This window comes from Streptomyces sp. CB02056 (assembly GCF_001905545.1).
GTDB lineage: Bacteria > Actinomycetota > Actinomycetes > Streptomycetales > Streptomycetaceae > Kitasatospora.
Window position 1 is genome coordinate 632,944 of sequence record NZ_LIPD01000009.1, and the last position, 20,071, is coordinate 653,014.

At 72.0% G+C, this 20,071-nt stretch carries 14 protein-coding genes, 1 pseudogene and 1 riboswitch; of the genes and pseudogenes, 8 read left to right on the plus strand and 7 right to left on the minus strand.

What is annotated here, in order from left to right:
• Positions 1 to 65 precede the first annotated feature (65 nt).
• The 3 genes and pseudogenes from AMK13_RS26800 to AMK13_RS26810 all read right to left on the minus strand — a co-directional run bounded on the left by AMK13_RS26800 (position 66) and on the right by AMK13_RS26810 (position 3,521).
• Positions 66 to 390: pseudogene (locus AMK13_RS26800) on the minus strand (nuclear transport factor 2 family protein).
• Between the two features lie 230 nt (positions 391 to 620).
• A complete protein-coding gene (gene exaC, locus AMK13_RS26805) occupies positions 621 to 2,144 on the minus strand; it encodes an acetaldehyde dehydrogenase ExaC (RefSeq protein ID WP_074004379.1) in 1,524 nt (507 codons plus the stop codon).
• Positions 2,145 to 2,573: 429 nt separating this feature from the next.
• Positions 2,574 to 3,521, minus strand: coding sequence for a terpene synthase family protein (locus tag AMK13_RS26810; RefSeq protein ID WP_049649515.1), 948 nt, complete (start codon positions 3,519 to 3,521; stop codon positions 2,574 to 2,576).
• A gap of 310 nt (positions 3,522 to 3,831) precedes the next feature.
• Here AMK13_RS26810 and AMK13_RS26815 point away from each other — a divergent pair, with 310 nt between their 5' ends.
• On the plus strand, positions 3,832 to 6,846 hold the full coding sequence (locus AMK13_RS26815; RefSeq protein WP_079272478.1) for an ATP-binding protein: 3,015 nt from the start codon (positions 3,832 to 3,834) through the stop codon (positions 6,844 to 6,846).
• Positions 6,847 to 7,091: 245 nt separating this feature from the next.
• On the plus strand, positions 7,092 to 8,159 hold the full coding sequence (locus AMK13_RS26820) for an aldose epimerase family protein (RefSeq protein WP_079272479.1): 1,068 nt from the start codon (positions 7,092 to 7,094) through the stop codon (positions 8,157 to 8,159).
• 74 nt (positions 8,160 to 8,233) lie between these two features.
• Here the strand turns inward: AMK13_RS26820 and AMK13_RS26825 are convergent, their stop codons facing one another.
• Positions 8,234 to 8,737, minus strand: a complete 504-nt coding sequence (locus AMK13_RS26825; RefSeq protein WP_074004380.1) for a GNAT family N-acetyltransferase — start codon at positions 8,735 to 8,737, stop codon at positions 8,234 to 8,236.
• Between the two features lie 310 nt (positions 8,738 to 9,047).
• Between AMK13_RS26825 and AMK13_RS26830 the strand changes: the two genes are divergently transcribed.
• The 5 genes from AMK13_RS26830 to AMK13_RS26850 all read left to right on the plus strand — a co-directional run bounded on the left by AMK13_RS26830 (position 9,048) and on the right by AMK13_RS26850 (position 15,331).
• The gene (locus AMK13_RS26830; RefSeq protein ID WP_074004381.1) at positions 9,048 to 10,325 is read left to right on the plus strand and encodes an extracellular solute-binding protein; all 1,278 of its coding nucleotides are present in this window, start codon (positions 9,048 to 9,050) and stop codon (positions 10,323 to 10,325) included.
• Between the two features lie 202 nt (positions 10,326 to 10,527).
• On the plus strand, positions 10,528 to 11,529 hold the full coding sequence (locus AMK13_RS26835) for a carbohydrate ABC transporter permease (RefSeq protein WP_074004382.1): 1,002 nt from the start codon (positions 10,528 to 10,530) through the stop codon (positions 11,527 to 11,529).
• Between the two features lie 40 nt (positions 11,530 to 11,569).
• Positions 11,570 to 12,475 carry a sugar ABC transporter permease gene (locus tag AMK13_RS26840; RefSeq protein WP_049650565.1) on the plus strand — a complete coding sequence of 302 codons (906 nt, stop codon included), beginning with the start codon at positions 11,570 to 11,572 and terminating at the stop codon, positions 12,473 to 12,475.
• Between the two features lie 113 nt (positions 12,476 to 12,588).
• Positions 12,589 to 14,286 carry a glycoside hydrolase family 13 protein gene (locus AMK13_RS26845; RefSeq protein WP_074004383.1) on the plus strand — a complete coding sequence of 566 codons (1,698 nt, stop codon included), beginning with the start codon at positions 12,589 to 12,591 and terminating at the stop codon, positions 14,284 to 14,286.
• Positions 14,287 to 14,311: 25 nt separating this feature from the next.
• Positions 14,312 to 15,331 carry a LacI family DNA-binding transcriptional regulator gene (locus AMK13_RS26850; protein ID WP_181970866.1) on the plus strand — a complete coding sequence of 340 codons (1,020 nt, stop codon included), beginning with the start codon at positions 14,312 to 14,314 and terminating at the stop codon, positions 15,329 to 15,331.
• 119 nt (positions 15,332 to 15,450) lie between these two features.
• Here AMK13_RS26850 and AMK13_RS26855 read toward each other — a convergent pair whose 3' ends face one another.
• The 3 genes from AMK13_RS26855 to AMK13_RS26865 all read right to left on the minus strand — a co-directional run bounded on the left by AMK13_RS26855 (position 15,451) and on the right by AMK13_RS26865 (position 18,915).
• The gene (locus AMK13_RS26855; RefSeq protein WP_074004384.1) at positions 15,451 to 15,651 is read right to left on the minus strand and encodes a hypothetical protein; all 201 of its coding nucleotides are present in this window, start codon (positions 15,649 to 15,651) and stop codon (positions 15,451 to 15,453) included.
• A gap of 296 nt (positions 15,652 to 15,947) precedes the next feature.
• Complete coding sequence (locus AMK13_RS46055; RefSeq protein WP_143204640.1) at positions 15,948 to 17,348, minus strand: transglycosylase family protein; 1,401 nt, start codon at positions 17,346 to 17,348, stop codon at positions 15,948 to 15,950.
• Positions 17,335 to 17,505: riboswitch (cyclic di-AMP (ydaO/yuaA leader) on the minus strand. (Overlaps the previous gene by 14 nt.)
• A gap of 450 nt (positions 17,506 to 17,955) precedes the next feature.
• On the minus strand, positions 17,956 to 18,915 hold the full coding sequence (locus AMK13_RS26865) for a hypothetical protein (protein ID WP_234348297.1): 960 nt from the start codon (positions 18,913 to 18,915) through the stop codon (positions 17,956 to 17,958).
• A gap of 558 nt (positions 18,916 to 19,473) precedes the next feature.
• Between AMK13_RS26865 and AMK13_RS26870 the strand changes: the two genes are divergently transcribed.
• Positions 19,474 to 19,737 carry a DUF397 domain-containing protein gene (locus AMK13_RS26870; protein ID WP_074004386.1) on the plus strand — a complete coding sequence of 88 codons (264 nt, stop codon included), beginning with the start codon at positions 19,474 to 19,476 and terminating at the stop codon, positions 19,735 to 19,737.
• Positions 19,738 to 20,071: the final 334 nt, after the last annotated feature.

Consider the following 20,071-nt stretch of genomic DNA (forward strand, 5'->3'; position numbering starts at 1 on the left):
TGTAGCCCCGAGGCCAGGCCGGTCGCTTCAGGCCTGGCTGGTGGCCCCGGGCCAGGCCGGTCGCTTCAGGCCTGGCCGGTCTCGAAGCGGCGGATCTTCCCGCCGTCGACGGTGAAGCGCCACGCGGTGCGCATCGTGCCCCAGGTCTCGTTGGTGAACTCGGCGACCAGCGCGTGGCCGCCGTGCGACTCGGTCTGGACGGCCATCCGGCCGTTCGGGCCGAAGATCTCCCGGTCGACCCAGTCCGCCAGGTCGCGCTCGGACCCGTCGTCGGACATGGTCGCGTCCGCGGCGAGCAGCGCGAAGAAGGCCTCGCGGTCACCCGCGTTGACCGCGGTGACGAAGGGCGCGGACGGCGGGGTCGCTGAGTTTCGTGGGGGCGATGGTCACGCGGGACTCCCGGATCGGGGTTGGGGTACGGGGAGTCCTGTCTACGGCTTTCGCGCGGGCCGTCCGGGCATGTCGGCGGCGCGTCGGTGAATTGGGCGCATTCATGTGCTTTGATCCCCGGAACAGGCGAATCGCCCCGGAGCCCGGCACGGGGAGTGGCGAGGAGCGGGAGGCCCCGGTGGGCCTCCCGCTCCGCTTTGCCGCTCCGCTCCCTGGAGGAAGCCGACTTCCTAGAAGAAGCCGACCGCGTCGGGGGAGTAGCTGACCAGCAGGTTCTTGGTCTGCTGGTAATGCTCCAGCAGCGCCTTGTGGTTCTCCCGCCCGATGCCGGAGTTCTTGTAGCCGCCGAAGGCCGCGTGGGCCGGGTAGGCGTGGTAGCAGTTCGTCCAGACCCGGCCCGCCTGGATGGCGCGGCCGGCCCGGTGGGCGGTGTTGAGGCTGCGGGTCCAGACGCCCGCGCCGAGCCCGTACTGGGTGTCGTTGGCGAGGGCGACGGCGTGGTCGAAGCCGTCGAAGCGGGTGACCGAGACGACCGGTCCGAAGATCTCCTCCTGGAAGACCCGCATCGAGTTGTCGCCCTCGAAGACCGTCGGCGTGACGTAGTACCCGCCGGCCAGCGCACCGCCGAGGTCGGCCCGCTCGCCGCCCGCCAGGAGCTTGGCGCCCTCCTCCTGGCCGATCTCGAAGTAGGAGAGGATCTTCTTCAGCTGTTCGACACTGGCCTGGGCGCCGACCTGGGTCTCGGTGTCCAGCGGGTCGCCCTGGCGCATCGCCCGGACCCGCTCCAGGCCGTCGGCGAGCAGCCGCTCGTAGATCGCGGAGTCGATCAGCGCGCGGCTGGGGCAGGTGCAGACCTCGCCCTGGTTGAGGGCGAACATCGCGAAGCCCTCGACGGCCTTGTCGTAGAAGGCGTCCGAGGCGGCGGCGACGTCCGCGAAGAACACGTTCGGGCTCTTGCCGCCGAGCTCCAGCGTGACCGGGATCAGGTTGTAGGCCGCCGAGCGGGCGATCAGTCGGCCGGTGGTGGTCTCGCCGGTGAAGGCGACCTTGCGGACCCGGGGACTGGCGGCGAGCGGGGCGCCGGCCTCCTCGCCGAAGCCGGTGACGATGTTGAGCACGCCGGGCGGCAGCAGGTCGGCGGTCAGCTCGGCGAGCAGCAGCACCGAGGCCGGGGTCTGCTCGGCGGGCTTGAGCACCACCGCGTTGCCGGCCGCGAGCGCCGGGGCGAGCTTCCAGATCGCCATCAGGATCGGGAAGTTCCACGGGATGATCTGGCCGACCACGCCCAGCGGCTCGTGGAAGTGGTACGCCACGGTGTCCTCGTCCAGCTGGGAGAGGCTGCCCTCCTGGGCCCGCAGCGCACCGGCGAAGTAGCGCAGGTGGTCGACGGCGAGCGGGAGGTCGGCGGCCAGCGTCTCGCGCACCGGCTTGCCGTTCTCCCAGCTCTCCGCGACGGCCAGCCGTTCCAGGTTGGCCTCCATCCGGTCGGCGACCCGCAGCAGCACCTGCGCGCGCTCGGCGGCCGAGGTGCGGCCCCAGGCCGGGGCGGCGGCGTGGGCCGCGTCCAGGGCGGCCTCGATGTCCTCGGCGGTGCCCCGGGCGACCTCGGTGAACACCTCGCCGGTGACCGGGGTCGGGTTGCCGAAGTACTCGCCGCGCACCGGGGGCGTCCAGTCGCCGCCGATCCAGTGCTCGTACCGGGAGCGGTAGGCGACGATGCTGCCGGGGGTGCCGGGGGGCTGGTAGACCGTCATGCTCGGTGTCTCCTCGCTGCGTCGGGTGCCGTCGGCGCGGCTCGGGCCGCGGGCGGCACGCCGGACCGCCCGGTCAGGGGGCGGTCCGGCGGGAGGGGTGGGACACGCCATCGGACCGGCGCCCCGCCGGGCGCCCGCCGTCGAGCACGATAACCGCCCGGCGCCCGGCGCGGCTACGGTCCGTACGCCGGGCCCGTACGGAGGGTGTGTCCGCCGGCCGCTCCCGGGGGCGTGCCGACGGGAGTCCGGAGCCGATCACCAGGGGCGCCCCGGAGCGGATCACCTCGGGCGCCCGGAACCGGATCGCTGCGGGGCGCGCGTTCCGGCCGCGTTCCCGCGGCGTGCCGCCGCACGCCGCCGCGTGGCCCGGACGGCGCTCCCGGGGCGGGCCGCCGTACGCCCGTCGGGCGGTTCGGGGCGGGCGCCCGGTCAGACCGCGTGGTACCGCCCGGTGCGGGCCTCCCAGCTGAGGTAGCCGGCCAGCCAGGTCAGCAGTCCGTCCGCGTACCGCTCGGCGATCACGCGTTCGATCCGGGAGAGGCCCAACTCGCGGTGGACGTCCGGCAGTCGGTCGCGCAGCTCGGCGCAGCGGTCGACCATCAGCTGGGCCTCGGCGATGACCGCTGCGCAGGCCTCCTCGGCCGAGCAGCACCGCTCCCGCTGGACGATCATGACCAGGTTGTTCACGTCCCCGCGCGGCGCCTCCAGGGGGTAGGAGCGCACGTCGTTGCTGAGGGACGGTATGTCGGCGGCCAGCTGGCGGAGTTGGCGCAGCACCGGGTGGTGCAGGACGGCGGCCGGGACCTCGAACTGGCCCAGGCGTTCGACCATGTCGAAGATGGTCTCCATGGCCGCGGTGCCCCGTCGGAGCTCCAGGTAGCCGTCGCGGTCCGGCGGCCGGGTGGAGATCCGGCCGGCCGCCTCGGCCGGGTGACTGGCCAGGTAGTACTCCCAGTTGTAGGCGGCGCGGGCCTGCCAGCGGGCCGGCATGCCCTGGACGCTGCGGTCCCACAGGTCGGCGAACGCGGTCTCGACCGGGGAGTCCTGGTCGGGGCGGGCACCGTGCAGGACGGCGATCAGCCGTTCGCAGATCGGGGCGACTTCGGCGGGGCGGCGGCCGAGCGGGCCGTCGAACTGGTCGTCGAAGAGGAAGTAGAAGCCCATCAGGTCGGCGGCCAGGGCGAGTTCGTCCGGACCGGCGTCCGGGTAGCCGAGCGCGGCGAGGTCCACCACTTCCCAGTGGGCGTAGCCGGGGTGGTCGGCGTCGGGTAGCAGGGGGTGGCGGATGAGCCAGTCCCGGTGCAGTGCGGTGGCGCGCGGGCCGTGCGGACTGCGGCGGTGCGGGAACGGAATCTGAAGTGAGGTGTCGTCAGACATCGGACTCCCGGTGCAGCGGAGGTTGGGGGCGCTTTTTGTTCGAGCGCTGATGGTGGGGGGAGTTGACGCGGCGAGGCGCGGGCGGTGGGGGTGGGTTCCGCAAGATCATCCGAACCTCGAAGGCCGTAGGGTATCTGATGCAATGATCGGACGTTAGGGATATAGGGCAGTTGCCCTTGACAAGCCGCCCGAACCCTCACCGTCCGCCCCAGCCTGCACGAATGCCCCACGGGAACGGCCGCGCGGCGCTAACCTCGGCTGCACGCAGTGATGGAGCTGTGACGCGAGCGGGCGAGGCGGAGGCACGACGGTGACCGAGCAGGAGAACGCAATTCGGGCGGGTGCTGGTTCCGCCCACGAGGGCGACGGCACCGCGCCCCGGGTCCGGCTGCACGACCGCGACTCCGAACTGCGCTCGGTGGAGGCCGCCGTGGACCAGCTCTGCCGCGGCTTCGCCGCAGGTGGCACGGAGATCGGTGACCTGCTCACCTTCTCCGGCCGCCCCGGCATCGGAAAGACCAGTCTGCTGCACGAGGTCCGGCGGCTCGCCAAGCTCCGCGACGGCGCCACCGTGCTCTTCGCTCGAGGCGGAGAACGGCAGTTCAAGGATCCGTACCACGTGCTGCGGCAGCTGCTCCAGCCCGTGCTCAGCGACCTGCCGCCGGACGTGTTCGCCCAGGTCATGGGCACCTGGGAGGAGGTCGTCGGACCGGCCATGGGCCTCAAGCAGCCCAAGGCCGGCGCCCGCCGCCTCGACCCGCAGGGCGTGCGCGACGGCCTCGACTACGTCCTCACCCAGCTCGCGCCGCGCCGGGCGCCGATGGTGATGATCGTCGACGACCTGCACTGGGCGGACGGGGAGTCACTCTCCTGGCTGACCAAGTTCGCCATCCGATCGAGTGAACTTCCCGTCCTGCTCGTCTTCGCCTTCCGGGAGGACGAGAGCGACTGGCCCACCGAGACCCAGGAATTCCGCCGGGCCGTCCTCGGACTCAAGGCGCGCAGGCACGAGCTCAACCGCCTCAACCTCAGCTCGGTCACCGACATGATCCGTGCCGAACTCGGCGACAAGGCCGAGGAGGCCTTCTGCTACGAGTTCTGGAACGTCGTCAACGGCAACCCGTTCGAGGTCATCGCCCTGCTCGACCAGGTCCGCGACCAGGAGCTCGAACCGGTCGAGGAGAACTCCCGGCAGCTGCGCGAACTCGCCGTCGACGCCACCGGGATGACCCTCAAGAGCTGGCTGGACCGGCTAGGCGCCAGCACCCTGCGGTATGCCTGGGCCTGCGCGATGCTGGGCACCGACATCCGGGTCGACCTCGCCACCCGGATCTCCACCCAGAGCACCGAGGGCGCCCGCGAGTCCATCAAGCAGCTGCGCAAGCAGCGCGTGCTGACCCAGACCCCCAACGGGAACCTGGAGTTCGTCCACCCGCTGATCGCCAGCTCCATCTACAACACCATGCCTGACGCCACCCGCCTCGGCATGCACGGCATCGCCGCCGCCGAGATCGAGAACGCCGGACTCGGCCTGCTCGCCGCCTCCCGCCACCTGGTCGAGACCCACTCCGGCGAGGGCGACGACCGGATCGTCAAGAAGCTGCGCCGCGCCGCCATCGAACACCAGCTGATCGGAGCCCCCGAGGCCGCCCAGCGCTGTCTGCACCGCGCGCTCAACGAGCCGCCCGCCGACGAGATCAAGGCCGAGGTGATGTACGAACTCGGCTGCTCCGCACTGCTCACCGACCCCGTCGCCACCGTCAACCAGCTCAAGCTGGCCCTCGACCCCGACGAGCTGCCGCTGCGGCCCGAACTGCGCGTGGACGCCACCTTCCGGCTCTCCGAGGTGCTCGCCCACGCCGGTGAGCTGGGCGAGGCCGCCCTGGTCTGCCAGCGCGAGGCCGAGCAGACCGTCGACCCGGCCGGGCGTCAGCGGCTCCAGGCCGCCTCGTTCATGTGGCACGCCTTCCGCAAGTCCGAGGAGGACGGCCCGGGCCGCTCCGCCCGGCTCGGCGAGATGTGCCGGAGCCTGAACGGCAAGGAGGCCTCCGCCCGGGCCGTACTCGCCATGCGCGCCTGGGACCTCACCCTGCGCGGCGCCCCGTCCGCGGAGGCGCTCGCGCTCGCCGACGAGGTCCTCGACGGCGGGCGGCTGCCCAAGGGCCTCGGGTGGACCGACACCACCTGGGGCTTCGAACTGCCCTCGATGCTCTGCCTCACGTACATCTACAACGACCGCATCGCCCAGGCCGAACGGCTGGCCGCGGACGCCATCATCCAGTTCGAGGTGGCCGGTTGGAGCGGTGCCCACCGGGGCTTCGCCTACTTCCTGATGGGCCTGGCCCGGTTCCGCCGCGGCCTGCTCGCCGAAGCCGAGGACTTCCTGCGCCGGGCGCACCGCATCTCCGAGCGGATCGGGGACATGCTGCCGCTGGCCTGGGACGCGGTCGGCGTGCTGGTCGACACCCTGCTCGCCCGCGGCCGGATCGACGAGGCCTGGCAGCTGGCCAACGACTCCGGCTTCCACCCGCCGTACCACGCGACCGCCATGGTGCTGCCGGACGCCGCCTCGTTGTACGGCAAGCTGCTGGTCGCCAAGACCCGCAACGCGGGCGCGGCCGCCGCGCTCACCGAGGCCGGCTCCCAGCTGGAGATCCGCGGCTGGCGCAACACCGTCTGGGCGCCCTGGGCAGGCCACCTCGCCATCGCGATCGCGGGCGACGAGCCCGAGCGTGCCCGGGAGTACGCCCAGAAGGCGGTCCATGACGCGCGGGCCTTCGGCACCGCCTCGGCGATCGGCAGCGCGCTGCGGCTGTACGCGCGGATCGAGCACGGCCGACAGGCGGTCGAGCTGCTGGAGGAGGCCGTGGCGTACCTCGGGCAGTCCCCGGCCGGCTACGAGCACGCCGTCGCGCTGGTCGACCTCGGGGCCGCGCTGCGCCGGGTCGGCCGGCTGGACGACGCCCAGGAGTGCCTGTACCAGGGCATCGAGCTGGCCCAGCACTGCTCGGCGGAGGGGCTGGTCGACCGGGCGCGGCAGGAGCTCGCCAACTACGGCCTGCGGCCCAACCGGGTGGGGCTGCGCGACTTCCGGGACACCCTGGAGACGCTCAGCAGCTCGGAGTGGGAGGTCGCCAAGCGGGCCGTGCAGGGCGTGCCGCCGCAGCGGATCGCCGACGAGCTCGGGGTGCCGATCGGAATCGTCAACCGGCGGCTGGCGGCGGTCTACCGCAAGGCGGGCAGCGGGCCGGACGGCCTGGCCTCGGCGCTCGGGCTGCCGCCGCAGCAGCGGGACCTGGGGCGGCTGGGGGACCTGAACGACTAGGCGGGCGAGGGGCGGGTGCCGGGCGCGGCGGTCAGCGCCCGGCGGTCGGGTCCGGCGCCCGGTGAGCGTGGCGGGCGCCCGGTGGTGGACGGCGGCGCGCGGGGCGGCGCGTGGGCTGGTGGATGCGCCCCCGCTGCCGCCGCCGTCGCTAGGCTGACGGACACGGGGCTGCCGCGGCGCCCCCTCGACGGACCCGGAACCGGGCGGCCGCGGTGCAACGCCCGCCGCCAGTGAGGAGCAGGCCAATGGCGAGCGAGGCCACCAGCGTGCGGCAGGAACCCCTGGACCCTTCGGGCGCGGGTGCCGCGATCGAGCGCTGGACGCTCACGGCCGGCCCGTACGAGGCGAGCGTGCTCACCCTCGGGGCGACCCTGCACACCCTGAGCGCACCGGACCGCTCCGGCCGCTCCGCCCAACTGCTGCTTGCCACCGACCGGTTGTCCGAGATCCTCGGCCCGGCCCGGCACTACGGCACGGTGGTGGGCCGGTACGCCAACCGGATCGACCGCTCGTCGGTCACCATCGACGGCGAGGAGCACCAGCTCGCTCCGACCGGCGGCGGCATGACCATCCACGGCGGTCCGGACGGCTTCGCGCACCGGATGTGGGCGGCCGAGCCGGTCGAGGGCGGGGTGCGGCTGGCGCTGCACAGCCCGGACGGGGACCAGGGCTTCCCCGGCGCGTTGGACGTCACCGTCACGTACACCCTGGACGCCTCCGGTGAGCTGGTGATCGCCTACCGTGCCGTCACCAGCAAGCCGACCGTCGTCAACCTGACCAACCACGCGTACTTCAACCTCGCGGGTGAAGGCAGCGGCGACGTCCTGGGCCACCTGCTCACCCTGGACGCCGACGCGTACACCCCGGCCGACGAGCGGCAGATCCCGTACGGTCGGACCGAGCCGGTGGCCGGCACGCCGTTCGACTTCACGGCGGCCACGCCGATCGGCAAGTCGGTGCACGACGAGCACCCCCAGCTGGCCGGGCCCGGCGGCTACGACCACAACTGGGTGCTGCGCGCCCGTCCCGCGGACGGGGCCCCGGTGCGGGCCGCGCTGCTGGAGGACCCGGTCAGCGGCCGCACCCTGGAGGTGCTGACCACCGAGCCGGGCATCCAGGTCTACACGGCGAACAAGTTCCAGGGCGCGGTCACCGGCGCGAGCGGCGTCCCGTACGGGCCGTTCGCCGGGATCGCCCTGGAGACCCAGCACTTCCCGGACTCCCCGCACCACCCGGCGTTCCCCAGCACGGAGCTGCGGCCGGGGGAGGAGTTCCGCTCGACCACCGTGCTCCGGCTGGGGACCCACCAGTAGGACCGGTGGGAAGGGCTGACGGCTGGGACCGACCGGCAGGGCTGATCAGGAGGACCGGCCGGCCGGGGCCGGCGCTACGGCCGCAGGTCCCGGCGCATGCAGAGCCGGGGCCAGCGGTCCAGGCCGTGCTCGGCCTCCTTGCGGCGGATCTCCCGCAGGCCCGGCGTGAGTTCCTCCTCGGCCAGCGGCCGAAAGCCGCAGCGGGCGTAGTAGGGGGCGTTCCAGGGGACCTCAACGAAGGTCGTGAGGGTGAGCGCGGGGGCGTCGGCGGTTTCGGCGAGGTGCTCGATCAGCGCCCGGCCGATGCCGCGGCGGGCGTGGTCGGGGTGCACGGAGACCTGTTCGATGTGGAGGGCGCCGTCCACCGGTTCGGCGAGCAGGTAGGCGGCGACGGTTCCGTCGGGGGCCTCGGCGAGCAGGGCGACGCCCCGCTCCAGGTAGTGCGCCAGCTCCTCGGGTGCGGGGGGTTCGTCCTCGGCGATCTCCGGCATGCCGATCGCGGCGAAGGGTGCGCCGGCGGCCCGCTCCAGCTCGGCGAGCAGCGGAAGTTCGTCCCTGGTGACGGCTCTGATTCGCATGCGTCCAGTTTGCTGCAGAGCGTTTCCGGCCACGCACGGTGGTTCCGTCGGCCAGCCCACGGAGGGGTGAATCGGGCGAAACGGGACAATCGGTGCCGCCGTCAACTACCGAGTGGCTACGTCCAGGACACGCGGGCGTAACGATCGCGGTTTCTTGCAGAAACTTGCTGCAAGGACTTTCCGTCCCTCTTGCGCCGCTGTTAACTTCCTTCCCGAGCCCGACGGCAGCAACGGTGCGGTCGGCACGAGGCAGCCATTATGCGCCTGTCTCGGAACATCTCGGGCACCCCCACCCTCCCTAGGAGTTCTCATGCGGCGTGGCATCGCGGCCTCTGCCCTCGTTGTGGCCCTCGCGGTCTCGATGGCTGCCTGTGGCAGCAGCGGCTCCAGCTCCGACGGCAAGGCCGACGGGCCGGTCACCCTCACGTACTGGGACACGTCGAACGCCACCAACGAGGCGCCGAACTACCAGGAGCTCGTCAAGAAGTTCGAGGCTGCGAACCCGACCGTCAAGGTCGACTTCGTCAACGTGCCGTTCGACCAGGCGCAGAACAAGCTGCAGACCGCCATGGGGGCCAAGGGTGCTCCGGACGTGTTCCGCTCCGAGGTCGGCTGGACCGCCGCCTTCGCCAAGGCCGGCTTCCTGGAGCCGCTGGACGGCACCCCGGCCGCCGCCGACACCTCCGCCTTCCAGCCGAGCCTGATCCAGCAGGCCAAGTACGAGGGCAAGCTGTACGGCGTTCCGCTGGTGACCGACACGCTCGGCCTGCTCTACAACAAGGAGCTGTTCACCAAGGCCGGCATCACCGAGGCGCCGAAGACCTGGGACGAGCTGAAGACCGACGCCGCCGCCGTCAAGGAGAAGGCCGGCGTGGACGGCTTCTGGCTGAAGGCCGCGGACGGCTACTACGCGATGCCGTTCCTGTACGGCGAGGGCACCGACACCGTCGACGCCGCTGGCAAGAAGATCAGCGTCGCCTCGCCGGAGGCCGTCAAGGCCGTCGAGACCTACAAGACGATGTTCACCTCGCCCGGCACCGTCAAGGCCGACGTCACCACCGACGCCTACGCCCACATGATGGACGCCTTCAACAGCGGCAAGGTCGCGGCGATCGTCCAGGGCCCCTGGGAGATCACCAACATCTACAAGGGCTCGGCCTTCGCCGACAAGAACAACCTCGGCATCGCCGCCGTCCCGGCCGGCTCCAGCGGCAAGGCCGCCGCTCCCACCGGTGGTCACAACATCGCCGTGTACGCGGGTGCCGACAAGGCCCACAAGGCCGCCGCGGAGAAGTTCGCCGCCTTCATGACCTCGGCCGAGAGCCAGGCGTTCATCGCGCAGAAGAACTCCACCCTGCCGACCCGCTCCGACGCCTTCACCGCCGACGTCAAGGCCGACCCGGGCATCGCCGGCTTTCAGGCCGTGCTGAGCAGCGCCAAGCCGCGCCCCGAACTGCCCGAGTACAGCTCGCTGTTCGCCTCGCTGAGCACCAACCTGGGCAAGGCCGTCCAGGGTACGAGCACCCAGGACGCGCTGAACACCGTCTCCACCGACTACGCCAAGCTCCTGCCGGGCTTCGCCAAGTAGTCCCTGTGCCCGGCCCGCCGGTCGACGGGTGACAGCGGACGAGGAGCGGCCGAACGCGTGACGGCGAACGAATAACAGAGAACAGATTTCATCACCTGTCAGTTGTTCGCCGTCCGTCGTTCGGCGCCGCCCCTCACCTGTCGCCCCCCGGAGGGCCGGGCCGTCGGCTCCCCCCGAGAATCCCCCCGAGAAGGTGCAAACGATGTCAGTCGCCGTGCAGGGCGCCACCGGCAAGGGCAGCCGGGAGCGCGAGCAGCGTCCGGGCCTGCTGGAACGCGTCAAGCGGTCCTACGCCAAGCACTGGTACGCCTACGCGATGATCGCCCCGGTCGTGCTGGTGCTCGGCGTGCTGGTGCTCTACCCGCTCGCCGAGGGCATCTGGCTCACCCTCACCGACGCCAACAGCCTCAACATGGCGCGCAAGATCGGCGTCAACGAGATCCCGGCGACCTACCAGTTCGTCGGCTTCCACAACTACACCGACATCCTGTGGGGCCCGGGCTCGTACGACCGCTTCTGGTCGCACTTCGTCTGGACCATCGCCTGGACGGCCGTCTGCGTCTTCCTGCACTACACCCTCGGGCTCGGCCTCGCGCTGCTGCTCAACCAGAAGCTGCGCGGCCGCGCCGCCTACCGGATGCTGCTCATCCTGCCGTGGGCCGTACCGACCTTCGTCACCGTCTTCTCCTGGCGGCTGATGCTCGCCGACGGCGGCGTCGTCAACAGCATCCTCTCCTTCCTGCACCTGCCCGAGCCGGGCTGGCTCACCGAGCCGTGGGCGCAGAAGGCGGCCGCGATCATGGTGAACACCTGGGCCGGCGTGCCGTTCATGATGATCTCGCTGCTCGGCGGCCTCCAGTCGATCCCGGCCGAGCTGTACGAGGCCGCCGAGATGGACGGCGCCACCGCCTGGCAGCGCTTCCGGTACGTCACCCTGCCCGGTCTGCGCTCCGTCTCCTCCACGGTCGTGCTGCTCGGCGTGATCTGGACGTTCAACCAGTTCAACGTGATCTTCCTGCTGTTCGGCACCGGCGCCCCCGACGCCCAGCTGCTGGTCACCTGGGCGTACCGCCTCGGCTTCGGCCAGATCCCGCGGGACTACGCGCAGTCCGCCGCCTACGGCGTGATCCTGCTGTCCATCCTGATCGTCTTCACCGCCTTCTACCGGCGCTGGCTCGCCCGCAACGAGCAGGCCAACGGCTGAGGCCCCGGACCCAGTTGACCCACGAAGGCAGGTACCCCCGATGAGCACCACCACCGAACTCCCGGCCCGTGCGGCGGCCCCGGCCCCGGCGGCCCGGCCCGCCAAGGTCCGCCGCCGCGGCGAGCGCAGCCCGCTGGCCCGGGCGCTGTCCCACGGCACCCTGATCCTGGCCGGCCTGATCGCGCTGTTCCCGGTCGCGTGGATCCTGTTCGTCTCGCTCGGCCCGGACAAGACCGACTACCTCCACCCCGGCCAGATCCTCGACAAGCTGACGCTGTCGAACTACCAGCACGTGCTGTCCGACACCGACTTCTTCACCTGGTTCGGCAACGCCCTGCTGGTCTCCGGGGTCACCACCGTGTTCGGCGTGATGCTCGCCGCCACCACCGGCTACGCCGTCTCCCGGATGAAGTTCCCCGGGCACAAGCCGCTGATGTGGTCGCTGCTGGTCACCCAGATGTTCCCGATCGCGGTGCTGATCGTCCCGATGTACACGATGCTCTCCGAACTCGGCCTGCTGGACAGCTACACCGGCCTGATCCTGGTCTACTCGACCACCACCGTGCCGTACTGCGCCTGGCTGCTGAAGGGCTACTTCGACACCATCCCGGTGGAGATCGACGAGGCCGGCCGGGTCGACGGGCTCAGCCCGTTCGGCACCTTCTGGCGGCTGGTGCTGCCGCTCGCCCGCCCGGGCCTGGCGGTGGCGGCCTTCTACTCGTTCCTCACCTACTGGGCCGAGGTGCCGTTCGCCTCCACGTTCATGCTCAGCTCCGACAAGTACACGCTGGCCGTGGGCCTGCAGACCTTCGTCAGCGAGCACGACGCCCAGTGGAACCTGATGGCCGCGACCGCCGTGCTGATCGCGATCCCGTCCGCGGCCTTCTTCTACCTGGTGCAGCGCCACCTGGTCACCGGTCTGACCGCCGGCGCCTCCAAGTCGTAGCGCGCCACCGCGTCGTCACGCACCACCCGCAACGCCGCCGCTCCCGACCACGTCGTCACGCGCCTCCACGTCCCGGCGCCTTCCGCTCCTCTAGTCCCCAAGGGATACCGTCCATGACCCAGAACCTGGCCGACACCTCCCGGCCTGCCGCCGACACCGCTCACGAGGCGAACGTCAGCGCGTCCAGAGGCTGGTGGCGGGACGCGGTCATCTACCAGGTGTACCCGCGCAGCTTCGCCGACTCCAACGGCGACGGCATGGGCGACCTGCCCGGCGTCCGCAGCCGCCTGCCCTACCTGCGCGACCTCGGGGTGGACGCGGTCTGGCTGTCGCCGTTCTACGCCTCGCCGCAGGCGGACGCCGGCTACGACGTCGCCGACTACCGCGCCGTGGACCCGATGTTCGGCACCCTGCTGGACGCCGACGCCCTCATCCGGGACGCCCACGACCTGGGCCTGCGGATCATCGTCGACCTCGTCCCCAACCACTCCTCGGACCAGCACGAGTGGTTCCAGCGCGCCCTGCGGGAGGGCCCCGGCTCCCCGCTGCGCGACCGCTACCACTTCCGCCCCGGCAAGGGCGAGCAGGGTGAACTCCCGCCCAACGACTGGGAGTCCATTTTCGGCGGCCCGGCCTGGACCCGCAGCGAGAACCCGGACGGCACCCCCGGCGACTGGTACCTGCACCTGTTCGCCCCGGAGCAGCCCGACTTCAACTGGGAGAACCAGGCCGTCGCCGACGAGTTCCGCTCGATCCTGCGGTTCTGGCTCGACATGGGCGTGGACGGCTTCCGCATCGACGTCGCCCATGGCCTGGTCAAGGCCCCCGGCCTGCCCGACCTCGGCGGCGCCGACCAGCTGAAGCTGCTCGGCAACGACGTCATGCCGTTCTTCGACCAGGACGGCGTGCACGAGATCTACCGCAGCTGGCGCACGATCCTCGACGAGTACCCGGGGCAGCGGATCGGCGTCGCCGAGGCCTGGACCCCGACCGTCCAGCGCACCGCCAACTACGTCCGCCCCGACGAGCTGCACCAGGCCTTCAACTTCCAGTACCTGGGCACCGGTTGGGAGGCCGCCACGCTGCGTGAGGTGATCGACCTCTCGCTCGACTCGATGCGCCCGGTCGACGCCCCCACCACCTGGGTGCTGTCCAACCACGACGTCACCCGGCACGCCACCCGGTTCGCCAACGAGCCCGGCCTCGGCACCCAGATCCGCACCCCCGGCGACCGGGCGCTCGGCCTGCGCCGCGCCCGCGCCGCCACCCTGCTGATGCTCGCGCTGCCCGGCTCGGCATACGTCTACCAGGGCGAGGAGCTCGGCCTGCCGGACGTCACCGACCTGCCCGACGAGGTCCGCCAGGACCCGTCCTTCTTCCGCCAGGCCGGCCAGGACGGCTACCGCGACGGCTGCCGCGTCCCGATCCCGTGGTCCGGCACCGAGGCCCCGTACGGCTTCGGCCCGGTGGCCGGCGGGCCGTCCTGGCTGCCGCAGCCGGCCGAGTGGGCCGAGCTGAGCGTCGAGGCGCAGACCGGCGACCCGAACTCCACCCTGGAGCTCTACCGCAGCGCGCTGGCCGTCCGCCGGGCCCAGCCCGACCTCGGCGCCGGCACCGGGGTCGAGTGGCTGGAGAGCCCCGAGGGCACCCTGGCGTTCCGCCGCGGCGCCTTCGTCTGCACCGTGAACACCACCGGCGAGCCGGTGCGGATCGCGGCCCCGGGCACGCTGCTGCTCGCCTCGACCGACCTCGTGGTGGACGGCGGCGAGACGGTGCTCGCTCCGGACAGCACCGGCTGGTGGGCGGTCTGACGTGGTTGGAATAGGCTCTGGGACCGTGACTACGGCGCGACTCTCAGACATCGCGGCGCAGGCGGGGGTCAGCGAAGCCACCGTCTCCCGCGTGCTCAACGGCAAGGCGAACGTTTCCGCCGCCACCCGGCAGACCGTGCTGGCGGCACTCGACGTGCTCGGGTACGAGCGGCCGACCCGCCTTCGCCAGCGCAGCGCCGGGCTGATCGGCCTGATCACGCCGGAGCTCAGCAACCCGATCTTCCCGGCGCTGGCCCAGGTGATCGAGCAGGTGCTCAGCCGGCACGGCTACACCCCGGTGCTGTGCACCCAGACGCCGGGCGGGTCCACCGAGGACGAACTGGTGGACATGCTGGTGGACCGGGGCGTGGCGGGCATCGTCTTCGTCTCCGGCCTGCACGCCGACACCACCGCCGACCACGACCGCTACGCCCGGCTGGCCGGGCGCGGGGTGCCGTTCGTGCTGATCAACGGCTACAGCGAGAAGATCGACGCGCCGTTCATCTCGCCGGACGACCGCGCCGCGATGTGGATGGCCGTCCAGCACCTGGCCGAACTCGGGCACGAGCGGATCGGGCTGGCCGTCGGTCAGCGCCGGTACGTACCGGTGCTGCGCAAGATCGAGGGCTTCACGGCGGCGATGCGCGAGGTGCTCGGGCTCGGCCGGGAGGAAGCCGAGAACCTCGTCCACCACACGCTGTTCAGCGTGGAGGGCGGGCACGCGGCGGCCGGCGCGCTGCTCGACAAGGGCTGCACGGCGATCGTCTGCGGGAGCGACATGATGGCGCTCGGGGCGATCCGGGCGGTGCGGCAGCGCGGGCTGTCGGTGCCGCAGGACGTGTCGGTGGTCGGCTTCGACGACTCGCCGCTGATCGCCTTCACCGAGCCGCCGTTGACCACGATCCGCCAGCCGGTCGAGGCGATGGCCACGGCGGCGGTGGACGCGCTGCTGGAGGAGGTCGGCGGGAACGCCGCCCAGCGCGGCGAGTTCATGTTCCAGCCGGAGCTGGTGATGCGCGGGTCCACCGGGGCCTGCGCGCGCTGAACCCCGGCCGCCACGGCCGTCGGACGGGCCCCGGAGGGCGATCGCTCTCCGGGGCCCGTCGGCGTGCGCGCGGTCGGCCGTGGCGGGCCGTGGCAGGCCGTGCCGGGCCATGGGGTGGCTCAGCCCTCCTGGGCGGTAGGGCGGTCGGCGGTCAGGCGGTGCCCGTCGGCGGCCTCGCCGGTACGGGTCTCGGTACGGCGGCCGCAGGCCAGGTAGTCGCGCAGGACCAGTTCGACGGCGTCCTGGGGGCTCTTGGTGCCGGAAAGCATCATCGCGTCGATCGCGAGGTTCGCGTCGAGGGTGACGGTGACCTGGGCCATGTGACTCCTCCTCGGGTGCAGAGCAGCAGCATGCCCGCTGGGGCGGCGATCCACCACGGAACGGGGCGGAACCGCGGTCGGGAACGGTCGGGCACGCCGTGGCCCCGGGAACGCCGGAACCCCCGGGGAGGAGCGACCAGACTCTCCCCGGGGGTGGTGGGCGGTCAGTGTTCGGACGACGGCCGACAGCTGACGGATAACAGCTGACAGATGTTGAAAGCTGTCAGCTGTTATCTGTTACCCGTCAGCTGTTACCGGCCGTCCGTCGGCCGTGCGCCGTGGACGGTGCGCCGTCCTCAGACCCGGCCGGCGAAGTCCGGGGCCCAGTTGGCGATGCTCTGCTCGCGGACGCCCGAGCTCGGGTTGGCGGCCTCGACGTACTTGCCGTTGCCGACGTAGATCGCGACGTGGTAGACGCCGGAGTCCTTGCCGTTGTTGGACCAGAACAGCAGGTCGCCCGCCTGGAGGCTGTCCAGCGAGACGTGGGTGCTGGCGGCGGCCTGGTCGGCGGCGACGCGCGGGACGGAGATGCCCGCGGCGCGCAGCGCGGCCTGGGTCAGGCCGGAGCAGTCCCAGCCGCCGTTGCCGGTGCCGCCGTAGACGTACGCCTGACCGACCTTCGACTCGGCGAAGGAGACCGCGGCGGCCATGCTGCCGGTCGCGGCCGGCGCCTGGGTCTGGGTCTGCGTCTGGGCCTGGGGCTGCGGGGCGGGCTTGGTGGCGGGCTTCGCGGCCGGCTTGGTGGACGGCTTGGCGGCCGGGGCCTCGGGCTGCGCGGTCGGCTGGGCGTTCACGGCACCGCCGTTCGCGGACTGGCCGGACTTCTGCGAGCGGTCGAACCAGGTGAAGTCCGAGCCGGACGTGCCGGCGGAGGACTGGCCGGCCCGGGCCTGGCCGTTGCCGCCGAAGGACAGCTGCTGGCCCGGGTAGATGGTGTCCGGACCCTCGGTCAGGGTGCCGCGGTTGAGGTCGTACAGCCGCTGCCAGCCGCCCTGCACCTTGTGCTGGTCGGCGATCGCGGACAGCCAGTCGCCCTCGACGACGGTGTAGTCGCCGCCCTGGGCCTGCTGCTGGCGCTTCTGCACCCAGTCGCTCCGGTTGCCGGAGGCGGCGGAGTCGGTGGAGGCCTGCGCGTCGCCCTGGGCGGGCGCGGCGGGCTTCGCGGCGGGGGTCTGGGGCTGCGCGGGCTTGGCGCTGGGCTTCGTGGCCGGAGCGGCCGGAGCGGCCGGCTTGGCGCTCTGGGCGGGCGCGGCGGGCTTGGCGGCGGTCGAACCCGCCGAGGTGTCAACGGCGGCCGCGGCGCCGCCCTTGGTGAGCCCGGCCTGGACCGAGCAGACCGGCCAGGCGCCGGGGCCCTGCGAGGCGAGGACCTTCTCGGCGACGGCGATCTGCTGGTCCTTGGCGGCCAGGTCGGCGCGGGCCGCGTAGGCCGTGCCGCCGAAGGCGGACCAGGTGCTGGAGGTGAACTGGAGGCCGCCGTAGAAGCCGTTGCCGGTGTTGATGCTCCAGTTGCCGCCGCTCTCGCACTGGGCGACCTTGTCCCAGGTGGCGACGGAGGCGGCCGAGGCGGTGCCGGTGGTGAGGCAGGGGACGGTGAGGCCGACGCCCGCGACGCCGAGGGCGGCGATCACGCGACGGGTACGGCCGGACAGACGGGTGCCGTTGGTGGGCAGCATGAAGACGTGGTCCTCTCCCACGCCTGCGAGGTGAGCTGTCGGATTCGGGCTGGAGTTGCCCGGCCGTGCGGTGAGCACGGCTTCACCCCTAGCCCTGGACCGTTCCGGAGAGCGGTCCGGGGCGACTTACCTGTGGGTCCCCCGCTCCTGCCGTGGTGCGTTTTCGCGCTTCCAGGACATCCGACGGCAGGACTCGGCGTTGCGGATGACCGGGTTCGTGTGGTCACGAACGGGGAGCACGTTAATCAGACTTAAGTTCAAACTGCAAACCACTGTGATGTGCATCACGGTTTAGTGGAAACTGCCAAAATTGCCACTCACCATGATCGTAAATGATCGTTTTCAGGCAATGCTGTTGTGGAAGCCGACAACTGGCTCCGCCTCAGGAGTGGCGTGACGGTGCGTCGAATCGCGGAGTGGCGCACTCCGGCGGGTGGGGGAGCGGTCGCGATCGGAGCATGTGAATCCACGCTCCCTATTTCCTTTCAAATAGCGCCAGAACGGACATTCCCCTTCATTGCCGGGTGACTCCCGTACGGGACGGACGGGGTGGGGGAAGTACGCGGAAGGGCCCGGAACGCGATCCGTTCCGGGCCCTTCGGTGCGCGCGAACCCGCGCGCGGTGTCCTTATCGTCCGCCAGGCCCCTCGGCGGCCGCGTGGGCGCCACGGGAGCCCTCCACGACCCCCTCGGCCTCGGCGGCGGCCGCCGCCTCCGCCTCGGCCCGTGCCAGGTCCTCCGGGGACGGCGTGGGCAGCGCGGCCAGGTAGGTGGAGGCGATCAGCTGGCCGACCGACGGGTAGGCGCCCAGCGGCGCGGCCGACGGGCAGCCGGTCTCCTCGGCGGCGGTGGCGAGCAGCTCGGAGTCCGCCTCCGGGCCGATCACCAGCGGGGCCAGGGCCGGGCGCTGCGAGCCGGTGTCCTTGAGGTGGTTGACGGCCGCGGCCACCGAGCCGGGCACGTCGAGCGCGGCGGCGACGACCGGCACGGCCAGCCGGGCGGCCAGCAGCACGCCGGTGATGCCGGCCGCGGCGGCCGCGTCCTCGCCGCCGACGGTGGTCAGTACCACGCCGTCCGCGGCGGTCGCGATGGCGAACAGCCGGGCGCGGTCGGCCCGGGCCAGCCCGGCCTCGGAGAGCCGGACGTGCACGGCCTCGGCCAGCAGCGGGTGCGGGCCCAGCGGGTCGGTGACGGGCGCGCCGTACTCGGCGGCGAGCGCGTGAAGCCCGGTCAGGAAGGTGTGCGGGCCGGGCACCAGCGGCACCAGGACGGGCATCGGCCGCCCGGCCTCGGCGGCCAGGGCCAGCAGCTCGGCCACGGTGCGGTCCTCGCCGCTCGCGCCCGCCGCACCGTCACCGGGGAGGTAGCCGACGGCGGTCTGGACGCCGTTCTGCTCGGTGCGGACGATCGAGAGCAGCTCCTCGACGACCGAGCGGGACTCGGGCCCGGCGGTCGCGGGCACGGCGAGCACCAGGGCCGGGGCGCCGGCCGGGATCTCGGGGCGCTCGGGACGACGGTGGCGCCCCCGCGCACGGGAGCCTGGAGTACGGACGGGCAGTGGCGCGCCCGGAATGGCTGCGGTGCTCATGCCGGAGATCGTAGGACATCGGCCCGTCCGGCTTGCAGTCGGCTGCCGTACGGGTTTCGCGTGCTCGCGGTACGGACCCGGTGCGTCTCCGGCGCCGGTCCGGGCGCTTTGCCTACAATCCGGACATTCTTCGCCCAACCCCCGCGTGGTGGCCGGTGCTTGTCCCGACGCGATCCGAGGGGACGGGCGTTGCACCCGGGGCGCGTGAGATGTCTCACAGCATGGGCCCGGCTTGACGGAGGGTCACGGGCGGGCGACTCCCGGCATTCGAAGATCAACATTCAGCGGGGAGGTGCTCACGGCCGGTTATCGCGGGCTCGACGATTCATCGGCTATGTCCGTTTACGTACCGTCAGGGGAAGGGCCCGTGAAGAGTTCGCGGCTGCGGGTAAAAGGCCTCGTGCACCTGCAATGTCCCGTGCTGATGCACGTGCACTGCGGCTATCATCACGTCAAGTGAGGCGTTGTGCCGGACCGGTACGGGGCCGGTCCGTTCGTTTCGGCGGTGCCGGGGGCGCCGCGCTGGACGACAACTCCGGAGCTCTTCGGGAGATTTCTATGCACGACTCGCAGGACACGCACGGCTCGTACGACACCTACAACGGGATGGCCGCCGCCGATCTCCAGGGGGTGGTCTGGCAGAAGAGCCGGCACAGCAACTCCCAGGGCAACTGCGTCGAGTTCGCGGCCCTGCCGGGCGGCGATGTGGCGATGCGCAACTCGCGGTTCCCGGACGGCCCCGCACTCATCTACACCCGGGCCGAGATCTCCGCCCTGCTGCTGGGGGCGAAGGACGGGGAGTTCGACCACCTGGCGGTCTGACCGGCCGCCGTGCTCCATCATCGGGGGGCCGTCGTGGGTGCCGACACCACGACGGCCTTTGTCTTTGTCTCCTCCGGATGTCTTCGCTCCGGAGGCCTCTCCCGGATCCGTCCGGCCGCCTGGCCCGCCCGGCCGCGCTGAGCCGCTCGCGGTTCCGTGGTGCCGGAGGCTCTCGACGGGGCCTGCTGGAAGCACCCGGGGTGCGGTCCTCCCGGGGTGTCCGTCGCCCGGCCGCGCGCCGTCCGGCGCGGGGTCCGTCCCGAAGGCAGGGCTCGTCCGGAACGCCGGGCCCGCTCGGAGCACGGGGCCCGCTGGGAGTACAGGACCCGCTCGG

Excerpts from the sequence above, each read along its gene's own strand:
- exaC (WP_074004379.1), bottom strand. The coding sequence starts at position 2,144 with ATGACGGTCTACCAGCCCCCCGGCACCCCCGGCAGCATCGTCGCCTAC.
- AMK13_RS26810 (WP_049649515.1), bottom strand. The coding sequence starts at position 3,521 with ATGTCTGACGACACCTCACTTCAGATTCCGTTCCCGCACCGCCGCAGT.
- AMK13_RS26820 (WP_079272479.1), top strand. The coding sequence starts at position 7,092 with ATGGCGAGCGAGGCCACCAGCGTGCGGCAGGAACCCCTGGACCCTTCG.
- AMK13_RS26825 (WP_074004380.1), bottom strand. The coding sequence starts at position 8,737 with ATGCGAATCAGAGCCGTCACCAGGGACGAACTTCCGCTGCTCGCCGAG.
- AMK13_RS26830 (WP_074004381.1), top strand. The coding sequence starts at position 9,048 with ATGCGGCGTGGCATCGCGGCCTCTGCCCTCGTTGTGGCCCTCGCGGTC.
- AMK13_RS26835 (WP_074004382.1), top strand. The coding sequence starts at position 10,528 with ATGTCAGTCGCCGTGCAGGGCGCCACCGGCAAGGGCAGCCGGGAGCGC.
- AMK13_RS26840 (WP_049650565.1), top strand. The coding sequence starts at position 11,570 with ATGAGCACCACCACCGAACTCCCGGCCCGTGCGGCGGCCCCGGCCCCG.
- AMK13_RS26845 (WP_074004383.1), top strand. The coding sequence starts at position 12,589 with ATGACCCAGAACCTGGCCGACACCTCCCGGCCTGCCGCCGACACCGCT.
- AMK13_RS26855 (WP_074004384.1), bottom strand. The coding sequence starts at position 15,651 with ATGGCCCAGGTCACCGTCACCCTCGACGCGAACCTCGCGATCGACGCG.
- AMK13_RS26865 (WP_234348297.1), bottom strand. The coding sequence starts at position 18,915 with ATGAGCACCGCAGCCATTCCGGGCGCGCCACTGCCCGTCCGTACTCCA.
- AMK13_RS26870 (WP_074004386.1), top strand. The coding sequence starts at position 19,474 with ATGCACGACTCGCAGGACACGCACGGCTCGTACGACACCTACAACGGG.